The organism is Pinirhizobacter sp. (genome assembly GCF_035317885.1).
Classification (GTDB): Bacteria; Pseudomonadota; Gammaproteobacteria; order Xanthomonadales; family Rhodanobacteraceae; genus Pinirhizobacter.
Genome location: NZ_DATHFX010000403.1, coordinates 1 through 9,095, shown reverse-complemented (window position 1 = coordinate 9,095; position 9,095 = coordinate 1). Strand labels below are relative to the sequence as shown.

Genomic DNA, 9,095 nt, shown 5'->3' with positions numbered 1-9,095 from the left:
GCCGTGTTCCAAGCACCTCGCCGGGACCACGCAGTTCCAGGTCTTTCTCAGCGATGCGAAAGCCATCGTTGGTCAGTCGCATCACCTGCAACCGCTCCTTCGCCAGCAACGACAAAGGCGTGCGGTACAGCAGCACGCAATTGGACACGACACTGCCGCGGCCCACGCGGCCGCGCAACTGGTGCAACTGGGCCAGTCCCAGGCGCTCGGCATTCTCGATCACCATCAGGCTGGCATTGGGCACATCCACGCCCACCTCGATCACGGTGGTGGCCACCAGCACGGCAATGTTGCCAGCCTTGAAGGCGTCCATCGTGGCCTGCTTGTCCTTCGGCTTCATGCGCCCGTGGATCAGCGAAACCTGCACGCCCACCAGGGCCGCGCTCAGTTCCGCATGCGCGACCTCCGCCGCTTGCGCATTGAGCTGCTCGGATTCCTCGATCAGGGTACATACCCAATACACCTGCCGCCCTTCCGCGCAGGCCACGCGGATGCGTTCGATCACTTCTTCACGGCGTGCACTGGACACCGCCACGGTAACCACAGGCGTTCGGCCCGGCGGCAATTCATCGATGGAGGAAACATCCAGGTCCGCGTAGGCGCTCATGGCCAGCGTGCGCGGGATCGGCGTGGCGGTGAGCACGAGCTGGTGGGGTACCATGTCGCCCTCGGCGCCCTTGTCGCGCAGGGCCAGGCGCTGGTGCACGCCGAAGCGGTGCTGTTCGTCCACGATCACCAGGCCAAGCTTGTCGAACACCACGCCTTCCTGCATCAGCGCGTGCGTGCCCACCACCACGTGCGCACCGCCGGCGGTGCGCTCGAGCGCCGCCTTGCGCGCCCTGCCCTGCACCTTGCCGGCGAGCCACTGCACCTCCAGGCCCAAAGGCTCCAGCCACGTGCGGAAGTTGCGCAGGTGTTGCTCGGCCAGGAGCTCGGTGGGCGCCATCAGGGCCACCTGGTAACCGCTCTCCACCGCGGTGAGGGCGGCTAGCGCCGCCACGATCGTCTTGCCGCTGCCGACATCGCCCTGCACCAGGCGCAACATCGGATGGCCGCGCTTGAGGTCGTCGGTGATCTCACCCGCCACGCGCTGCTGGGCGCCGGTCAAGCTAAAGGGCAACGAAGCAAGTAAACGTTCGGCCAGCACTCGGCCGCGGCCCAGCTTCGGTGCGCGGCGCGCCTTCACCTGCGCGCGCATGCGGCGCAGGGTGAGATGCTGGGTAAGCAATTCCTCGAAGGCAAGGCGCCGCTGCATCGGGTGGCGACCCTGTTCAAGCCTGAGCAAATCCGTGTCCGGCGGCGGACGGTGCACGTACATCAGCGCATCGCGCAACGGGGCCATCTGCAAGGGCTCGAGCAACGAGCGCGGCAACAGTTCGATGCTCTCGTCGCCGGGCAGCAACGCCAGCGCCTTGCCGATCACGCTGGCCAGGCGTTTCTGGCCAAGGCCTTCGCCAGTGGAGTAGATCGGCGTCAGCCGGTCCTCCACCGCCAGTTCGACATCGGCCTCCACTCGCGTGTACTGCGGATGGATCACCTCCAGGCCAAAACCCACCTGGCGCACCTCGCCGAAGCAAAGCAGGCGCGTGCCCACCTTGAGTTGCTCCACCTGGCTGCGGTGAAAGTGAAAGAAGCGCAGCACGATGGCATCACCGTTGTCATCAGCCAGGGCAACCTTCAACTGCGGCCGGAAGCGGAAGCCGCGCTCGACGTTGGTCACCGTGCCCTCGAATTGCGCCTGCTCACCGTGGCGCAGGTCGCCGATGGCGGCGATGGTGGTGCGGTCTTCGTAACGCAGCGGCAGGTGAAACCAGAGGTCCTGCACGGTGTTGAGGCCGATCCGCCCCAGGGTATCGGCGAGCGCCGGCCCGACGCCGGGCAACGCCGTCACCGGCGCGGTACCGGGATCGGCAACAGGTACGGGAGCGGTGGTGCGAGCGGGCATGACGAAGAGCCTAACCGAGCCCGCCACCATGGCGTAACCCGGTACGCATCATCCATCGTGTCAGCGAGTACTTAATCGAGCACCATCACGGCATCAACCTCCACCTGGGCAGCCTTGGGCAAGCCCGAGACCTCGATGGTGGAACGCGCAGGGAACGGCGCCCGGAAATATTCAGCCATCACCTGGTTGACGGTGGCGAAATTCGCAAGGTCCGTAACGTAGATGCCAACGCGAACGATCTTGTCCAGCGAGCCGCCAGCAGCCTCGGCCACGGCTTTGAGGTTGTCGAAAACACGGCGCGTCTGCGCGGCGATATCGCCTTCGATCAAATTGCCCGTTGCCGGATCCAGTGGAATCTGGCCGGAGAAATATACGGTGTTGCCGGCACGCACGGCCTGGGAATAAGGGCCAATGGCGCCTGGGGCACGGTCGGTAGAAATGATGTCTGTGGTCATGTCGGCTGTTACCTCGGAAGCTGCCTGCTGGAGCGAGGCACGATAGTAAACGATCAATCGGGGTGACCGGCAGAACTCCTACATGGCGGCTCCATCCTGGCAGACGAAGTGATTCATCGACGACACGTCCAAACGCTCGCTTGCTTGTTTTTCGAGGCTAGACTGAGCGGTCGCTAAGTACCAGGTAGGGATGGTCCTCAAGCGTGAAATCCGCCACATGGCGCATGCCCAGGCGTTGATGCGCGCGAATGGAGGCCTTGTTGTCGGCGCGGATGAAAAGAACTGCCTCGCGATCGGGGAGATGGTGTTGCAAACCCGCGTACAACTTCGCCAGCAGGCCTTGCCCACGCTCGGAGTCGGCAACGCACGCGGGGCCATAGACATAGGCATCTGCATCGCCGGGCCAAGCGGCCAGCATCGCGCGTACCGATGGTGGCGCCGAGGCATTGCTTTTCGATGAACTGAACAGGACACCGACAACGTTGCCGCCTCGACGCGCCACGATCACCGGCGAATCGCCCAATGCCATTCCGACGACCTTGTCGCGCGGGAACTCCCCGGTTAGCGAACCACCCCGGGACGGCGCATTTTCCTGCAACAGCGCAGCGATACCATCGATGTCCACTTCCGTGGCACTCGCTATGTCGTACATGGCTAACTCCTTTTGCCAGCGGACCCTATAACGGGTGTCGATACACGCCGCTGACCACGCCGGTGCGGCGCACGCGGCGCATCACCTCGGCCAGGTGGGTACGGCTGCGCACCTCGATGGCGAATAGCAAGGTGGCGGCGCTGGAATCGCGCTCGATGTACTCGACGTTCTCGATGTTCGATTCGGCCGCGGCGATGGCGGCAGCCACCGTGGCCAGCACGCCGGGGCGGTTCAGTACCTCGATGCGTAGCTGGGCGCGGTAATCGCCGCTCACATCGCGATCCCACTCGATGGCGACGCAACGCTCGGGGGATTTTCTGAACTCCACCATGTTCGGGCATTCCACACGGTGCACCACGATACCCTTGCCCGACGAGAGGTAACCGACGATGTCGTCGCCCGGCAGCGGATGGCAGCAGTTGCCGAAGGTGAGCACGCCGCGCTCGGCGCCGGTGATACGGATTTTCTCACCGGGACCGGCATCGGCAACCAAAGGCGCGCCGCCCCCGCCCAATGCGGCTACCAGCTGGGTCGCCACCTGGTCGGGCATGCGGTTGCCCAGGGCGATGTCGGCCAGGAGTTCTTCCAGGCGCTTGAGCTTGGCGTCGTCCAGGTAGCGCTGCAGAGTGGGGGCGGGAATGGCATCCAGGCTGGTGCCGCGCGCGTCGAGCGCGCGGTCGAGCATGCGGTGGCCGAAGTCGACGGCGTCCTCGTGCTGCAGGTGCTTCAAGTACTGGCGAATGGCCGTTCGCGCCTTGCCGGTGACCACCGACTCCAGCCATGCCGGATTGGGTACGGCCGAAGGCGCAGTGATGATCTCCACCTGTTGGCCGGACACCAGCCGCGTGCGCAGCGGCACCAGCTTTTTATCCACGCGCGCGGCCACGGCGTGATCACCGACGTCCGTGTGCACGGCATAGGCGAAGTCGAGCGCAGTGGCGTGCCGAGGCAGCGAGAATATCTCCCCGCGCGGCGTGAACAGGTAGACCTCGTCGGGGAAGAGGTCGATCTTGACGTTCTCGAGGAACTCCGCAGCTGAGGGCGTGTTGGCCTGGCTGTCGGCCAGCGCCGAAAGCCACTCACGGGCCCGCGCCTGGGCGCTGTTCGACGATGATGATCCTGTTTTGTAGGCCCAGTGGGCGGCCACGCCGCGTTCGGCGACGGAGTCCATTTCGGCCGTGCGGATCTGGATCTCGATGGGCGCGCCGAAGGGCCCGAGCAACACTGTATGCAGCGACTGGTAACCGTTCGCCTTGGGGATGGCGATGAAATCCTTGAAGCGGCTGTCGACCGGCTTGTACAGGCCGTGCACGGCGCCCAGGGCCTGGTAGCAGTGCATGGCGGAGTCTGTCACCACCCGAAAACCGTAGACATCCATCAATTGCGCGAACGATTTGTGCTCGTTGCGCATCTTCGAATAGATGCTCCAGGGCGACTTGATGCGGCTGATGGCACGGCCGGGAATATGGTCGGCGGCCAGGCGCCCTTCCAGGGCCGTCTCGATGCGCGCCATGGCTTCACGCCGGTTGCCCAGCGCGGCGCGGATGCGCTCGGAGATCACCCGGTGGCGATCGGGGTACATCGCACGGAAGCCTAAGTCCTGCAGTTCCGCCTTGAACTTGTTCATGCCCAGTCGCTGGGCGATGGGCGCGTAGATCTCCAGCGTTTCACGGGCGATGCGCCGACGGGATTCGGCGTCCTTCGCACCGAGCGTGCGCATGTTGTGCAGGCGGTCGGAAAGCTTGATCAGGATCACGCGCAGGTCGCGCGCCATCGCCAGCAACATCTTGCGGAAGCTTTCCGCATCGGCTTCGGCGCGGCTGGTGAACTGCATCTTGTCGAGTTTGGTGACGCCGTCGACAAGCTCGGCCACAGTAGTGCCGAATTCACCTTCCAGTTGCGCGCGCCCAAGATGGGTATCTTCCAGCGTGTCGTGCAGGATCGCCGCGATGATGGTCTCGGCATCCAGGCCAAGGTCGGCCAGGATGGTGGCCACGGCCACCGGATGGGTGATGTACGGCTCGCCGGATTTACGCGTCTGCCCTTCGTGCGCCTCGGCGCCGACGATGAAGGCACGACGGATCCTTGCCACCTGCTCGGCCGGCAGGTAGGTGGACACCTTGTCTTCGAGGGCAAGGACATAAGGCGGCACGTCGGCGACGGCGCCCGGAGGGGTAAGCGGAGCGACTTCCATGTTCGCTACGGTCGTCTCGGTGGACGACCGTCTCCATGCGTTCGGCGGGCAGGCGCAGTTCGCGCGCGTGCCGCGCGTGGTTCAAGGGTGGGCCGGCTACAGCCCGGGTCCATCAGTCATCCCCACCCTTGGAGAGGTCGTCATCCACTTCCGTGGCGGCCCACTCCAGGGCTTCGCGCTCGGCGCGCTCGCGCTCGACGCGGTCGATTTCGTCGATCATCGTCATATTGACGCGATTGCCGGCGATTTCACGCAGGGCGAGCACGGTCGGCTTGTCGTTGTGGGCGTCGATGGTGGGCTCGGCACCCTTTTCCAGCTGACGTGCGCGTTTGGTCGCCATGAGCACGAGCTCAAAGCGGTTGTCGACTACCTCGAGGCAGTCTTCGACGGTGATACGGGCCATTTTCTCAAAGTCCTTGACATTAAAGACACTTCTGACGAAGGAGTGTACTGGCCGAGACGCTTGGCTGGCAATGACGGCCGGGGGTATGATGCCCGGTCCCGTGGGGGCGGGTGCTGGCAGATTAGCAAACTACGCGGTACACTAAACAAGGATTTCCCCGTTGCCCTCACCCAAGGCCCCCTCCTTGAACGCCCGAATCCTTCGCCGTGCCTTGCCGGTTTTAGCCTTGGCACTGCTCGCTGGCTGCAAAATCGCGCCGCCCCGCACCGACGATCCCTACGAGAACTTCAACCGCAAGAGCTACGCGGTGAACGACGCCCTGGACAAGGCATTCATCCGTCCAGTGGCCGTGGGCTACCGGAAAGTCACCAATCCGCCGGTACGCCGTGCGTTCAGTGACTTCTTCACCAATATCCGCATGCCCATCACGGTCGCCAACGACCTGCTGCAAGCCAAGCCCAAGGCTGCCGCGGAAGGCACCGGCCGTTTCCTGGTCAACCTTACCCTGGGCGTGGGCGGCTTCTTCGACCCGGCCAGCCAGTTGGGCCTGCCCCTGGATGACACCGACTTCGGCATTACCCTGGCCCACTGGGGCGTGCCCGAAGGTCCGTACCTGGTGATCCCACTGGTCGGCCCGACCACCGCCCGCGACGTCTGGCGCCTGCCGGTGGACAGCTATTTCTTCGATCCCTTGAGCATCTACTCCCGGAACCACGACTTCAAGGACGGCCAGTACTACTTGCCGCAAGTGATGTACCTGGTAACCCTACGCTCGCGCGGCATCGATGCGGAAAGCTTCCTGCAGTCGGCCTACGATCCCTACGTATTCATCCGCGACGCCTACCGCCAGCAGCGCCTGTACAGCCTCTACGACGGCAACCCGCCGGCAGAAATCATCCAGCAGATGCAGGGCCTGAACGAAAAAGGCTTCGACCCCGACGAACTGCTCGACGAACAGCACAAGTGGGAAAACCAGCAAAAGAAGCCTGCCAACCAATAGCTTCGTTGGGGGCTGCACGTCGCTCGGGCGTGTCGCAGGAGCCGGGGGCTATCGGCCTCGTCGCTCCGGTTACACCGGCGCTTGGGTAAGGAGGCCGCTACGCGGCTGTATTTGATGGCTTCGCCCCGGCGCGCACGCGCTGCGGGCGGGGGTTTTCGAGGCGACGTGCAGCAAAAACATAGGTGGGCGCTGTTGGTAAATTGCCACGGCACTCTGGCTGACGGCAGCGAGCAAGCCCTCGAGACACGCTGGGCCTCCGTGCTTTCCCTCCTGAACCTCACCGCCCGGGCGTGGCGGACAGCGCGGGCGGGGCCCAAGCGGGCGGCGCTCCGTGCGAAGGCGAAGGGCTTCGGACGGATCAGGCCCGCAGGGGGCCGGCCATGGACGGCCGGCCGTTTTCGCTGAGCCAGGATGGCGAATCGAAAACCCCCGGCCGAAGCCCGTCCCGATGGGGCGCAGCCATCAAACACGGCCGCGTAAGCGGCCTCCCTATCCCGAGGGTCGCCGCAGCAGGAGCGACGCCGCTTGGGCCCCGCCCGCGCTGCCCGCCACGCCCGAGATCGAGAGAGCTAGCGACTACCTGCCAGCATCGGCTCCACGTCGCTTACGCGTGCCAGGGCTCGCATGCCGTCGGGCATCCTGGCGACGGCGAGGCCGGGGGCTTCGGAGAGGATGGCCAGAACGCAGGCCAGGCCGGCGCTGTCGGCGCGACCAACGCCACCGAGATCCAGAGTGGTGGTGTTTGCCTGGCCGACTGCGGCGCGAACGTCCGCCAGCGCTTTTTGTGCGGTGGCGAAGGTCAGTTCGCCCGACACCGAGATCGTGTCGGGCTTGTCGCGGGTGACCGCGACGTTTTCGGAAGGGGCGACCTTACTTGCCACTGCCGCCGGCATCCTTCTGCATGGTGTCCAGGGCTTTTTCGCCCTGGGTTTCCAGGCTGGTGATGAGCTTGTCGATGCCGTCCTTGCGGATTTCGGCGTCTACCTGGTTGCGGTAGTTGGTGACGTAGGAAATACCTTCGATGATCACGTCGTAGGCTTTCCAGTCGCCGGTCTTGGACTTGCGGAAGGCGTAGTCCACGCTCACCGTCTTGCCGTCGTCCAGCACTACCTGGGTACGCACTACGCTGCGCTTGTTATCCAGGTCGCCGGTGAACGGCAGGACCTTGACCTTGCCGCGGGTGTAGTTGAGCAACCCTTCCGCGTAGCGATGGGTGATGGAGTTGTAGAACGCCTTGGCGAAGCGCTCACGCTGCTCGGGCGTCGCTTCGCGAGCGTGCTGGCCCAGTACCAGGATCGAGGCATAGTCGATGTCGAAGTGCGGCAGGAACACATCGTCGATCACGGCGATGAGTTTCTCGCGGTCTTTCTGCAATTCCGCCTGGTGGCCGTCGATGGCCTGGCCAAGCTGGTCGGCGATGGTTTGCACCACGGCCTGTGGGGACTGCTGCTGGGCGCCGGCGGCGGGGGCGTCCTGCGCCAGGACAGGCGCGGCGACGCCGGCAAGCCCGATGGCTGCGGCAAAAGCCAGGGAACGCAACATGGGAATCTCCTTGGGGGTGGGGGTCCGGCCGCGGGCTTATTTCTTGCCCGGGGCCGGGGGGTTCGACTGCTGCGGGTTGGACTGCGACGGCTGCCCGCTGCCGGCGTTGTTCTTGTTGTCGCTGGGCGAGCCATTGACCAGGAACTTGCCGATAAGGTCTTCCAGCTGCAGCGCCGATTGCGTCAGGACGACCTGGTCGCCGTCCTTGAGCATGTCCGGGCTGCCGCCGGGCTGGATCGCAACATACTGGCTGCCGATCAAACCGCTGGTGAATACGGCCGCCGCGGAATCGTCCGGGATCTGGTCGTAGCGCTTGTCGATATCGAGCGTAACCACGGCGTCGAGCTTGTCATTGGTAAGCACGACCTTGCCGACGCTGCCGATGGGTACGCCGGCGAGCTTCACCGTGGCACCTGGGGTCAGGGAGCCGACGTTGGTGAAGTGGCCCGTCACGTGGTACGTGCCGCCGATGCGGTCGGGTGCCGAGCCGCCGCCGAAGAAGCGGCCGAGCATGTCTTCGAGCTGCTGCGCAGGTTTGGTGAGCGCGATGTGGCCGCCGTCGTCAAGCGCCTTCTTCGAGCTTCCGAAGGACAGCCCAACGTATTGGTCGCCCAGCAAGCCACTGGTGAAGATGGTGGCCACCGAATCGTCCGGGATGCCCTTGTATTTCTCGTCGATGGCGAGTTTCACCGTGGCCTCCTCGTGGCCTGGGGTGAGCTCGATGGATTTGACCTGGCCGATGCGCACGCCGGCCACTTTCACCGGGGCTCTGGGCTTCAACTGGCCGACATTGGCGAACTGGGCATCGACGGTGTAGCTGGCACCTTGGCCGGTATTGGCTACCGATGTCGTCTGCGTGGCCAGGTACACCAGGGCGGCAAAACCGAGCACGATGAACAGGCCA

At 64.7% G+C, this 9,095-nt stretch carries 9 protein-coding genes; 1 reads left to right on the top strand and 8 read right to left on the bottom strand.

Going from position 1 to position 9,095, the window contains the following annotated elements:
• From recG to rpoZ, 5 genes are all read right to left on the bottom strand, one after another.
• On the bottom strand, positions 1-1,945 hold a 1,945-nt coding region (gene recG, locus VK519_RS13310), incomplete at its 3' end, for an ATP-dependent DNA helicase RecG (RefSeq protein ID WP_324350495.1).
• Positions 1,946-2,016: 71 nt separating this feature from the next.
• Positions 2,017-2,400: a RidA family protein gene (locus tag VK519_RS13305; RefSeq protein ID WP_324350493.1), complete on the bottom strand. Its 384-nt coding sequence runs from the start codon at positions 2,398-2,400 to the stop codon at positions 2,017-2,019.
• A 157-nt stretch (positions 2,401-2,557) separates the two neighbouring features.
• Positions 2,558-3,052 (bottom strand): GNAT family N-acetyltransferase, encoded by a 495-nt coding sequence (locus VK519_RS13300; RefSeq protein WP_324350491.1) that lies wholly within the window; start codon positions 3,050-3,052, stop codon positions 2,558-2,560.
• Between the two features lie 25 nt (positions 3,053-3,077).
• Positions 3,078-5,246 (bottom strand): RelA/SpoT family protein, encoded by a 2,169-nt coding sequence (locus VK519_RS13295; RefSeq protein WP_324350490.1) that lies wholly within the window; start codon positions 5,244-5,246, stop codon positions 3,078-3,080.
• Positions 5,247-5,358: 112 nt separating this feature from the next.
• Complete coding sequence (gene rpoZ / locus VK519_RS13290) at positions 5,359-5,649, bottom strand: DNA-directed RNA polymerase subunit omega (protein ID WP_250624865.1); 291 nt, start codon at positions 5,647-5,649, stop codon at positions 5,359-5,361.
• A 226-nt stretch (positions 5,650-5,875) separates the two neighbouring features.
• Between rpoZ and VK519_RS13285 the strand changes: the two genes are divergently transcribed.
• The gene (locus VK519_RS13285) at positions 5,876-6,649 is read left to right on the top strand and encodes an MlaA family lipoprotein (protein WP_324350487.1); all 774 of its coding nucleotides are present in this window, start codon (positions 5,876-5,878) and stop codon (positions 6,647-6,649) included.
• A gap of 569 nt (positions 6,650-7,218) precedes the next feature.
• On the opposite strand, the gene VK519_RS13280 is transcribed toward VK519_RS13285, so the two are convergent.
• The 3 genes from VK519_RS13280 to mlaD form a co-directional block, all read right to left on the bottom strand.
• A complete protein-coding gene (locus tag VK519_RS13280; protein ID WP_324350486.1) occupies positions 7,219-7,530 on the bottom strand; it encodes an STAS domain-containing protein in 312 nt (103 codons plus the stop codon).
• Positions 7,520-8,191, bottom strand: coding sequence for an MlaC/ttg2D family ABC transporter substrate-binding protein (locus tag VK519_RS13275; protein WP_324350484.1), 672 nt, complete (start codon positions 8,189-8,191; stop codon positions 7,520-7,522). Before VK519_RS13275 ends, VK519_RS13280 begins: the two co-directional genes overlap by 11 nt.
• Before the next feature lie 36 nt (positions 8,192-8,227).
• The coding region (gene mlaD, locus VK519_RS13270; RefSeq protein WP_324350481.1) for an outer membrane lipid asymmetry maintenance protein MlaD at positions 8,228-9,095 on the bottom strand (868 nt) is incomplete at its 5' end.

Coding starts and splice junctions, on each gene's coding strand:
- VK519_RS13305 (WP_324350493.1), bottom strand. CDS start 2,400: ATGACCACAGACATCATTTCTACCGACCGTGCCCCAGGCGCCATTGGC.
- VK519_RS13300 (WP_324350491.1), bottom strand. CDS start 3,052: ATGTACGACATAGCGAGTGCCACGGAAGTGGACATCGATGGTATCGCT.
- VK519_RS13295 (WP_324350490.1), bottom strand. CDS start 5,246: ATGGAAGTCGCTCCGCTTACCCCTCCGGGCGCCGTCGCCGACGTGCCG.
- rpoZ (WP_250624865.1), bottom strand. CDS start 5,649: ATGGCCCGTATCACCGTCGAAGACTGCCTCGAGGTAGTCGACAACCGC.
- VK519_RS13275 (WP_324350484.1), bottom strand. CDS start 8,191: ATGTTGCGTTCCCTGGCTTTTGCCGCAGCCATCGGGCTTGCCGGCGTC.